The sequence below is a fragment of the Sphingobium sp. UBA5915 genome, from assembly GCF_002431195.1.
Taxonomy (GTDB): domain Bacteria; phylum Pseudomonadota; class Alphaproteobacteria; order Sphingomonadales; family Sphingomonadaceae; genus Sphingobium; species Sphingobium soli.
This window is the reverse complement of the sequence record NZ_DJDV01000046.1, coordinates 1-612: the sequence shown is the minus strand read 5'-3', so window position 1 is coordinate 612 and position 612 is coordinate 1. Positions and strand designations below refer to the sequence as shown.

Here is a 612-nt window from a genome sequence, read left to right as displayed (position 1 = left end):
CGTCGCGGATGACCGAGACGGTTTTCCCCAAGGAGTTGCTCGACCGTCTCCGGCCAGAAGCGGTGAGCCCGCTGGTGGGCTGGCTGGCGCACGAGCTCTGCACCGAGACCAAAGGGCTGTTTGAGGTGGGGGCCGGTTATATGGCCAAGCTGCGCTGGGAGCGAACGAACGGGTATCGCTTCGGCGGTGACTTCACGCTGGACGATGTCGCACGACACTGGGACGCGGTCGTCGACTTTACCGGCGCGGAGCATCCAGTGGTCATGCATGACAGCCTTGCCGCTGTTCAGCGGGAAGGGTGACCGGCGGCGCTCATATTTGCACGAGGCTGGTCGCTCGATCGCCTATTAGGGGCAGGAATAGCTCGCCCGCACTTTGAATTGGACGATTGGATCCGGTCGAGCGATCCTCACCTCGACAATCACATAACCTGTTGGGAGAGAGCTATGAAACATTGGCTGATGGCGTCTGTCGCCCTGTTTTGGTCAAGTTCGGTATATGCGCAACAAGCACCGACAGAACCGTTGCCAGCCGAACCCGAACCCCGAAACGAGGCTCCGGCGGGAACGGCCACCGAGGCACTATCCGAAGACATCGTCGTCACCGCCACCA

At 61.1% G+C, this 612-nt stretch carries 1 pseudogene; it reads left to right on the top strand.

The annotated features are described in order from the left end of the window. Nucleotides 1–302 (top strand): annotated as a pseudogene (locus B2V90_RS06500) (serine/threonine protein kinase); the annotation flags it as partial. Between the last annotated feature and the right edge of the window lie 310 nt (nucleotides 303–612).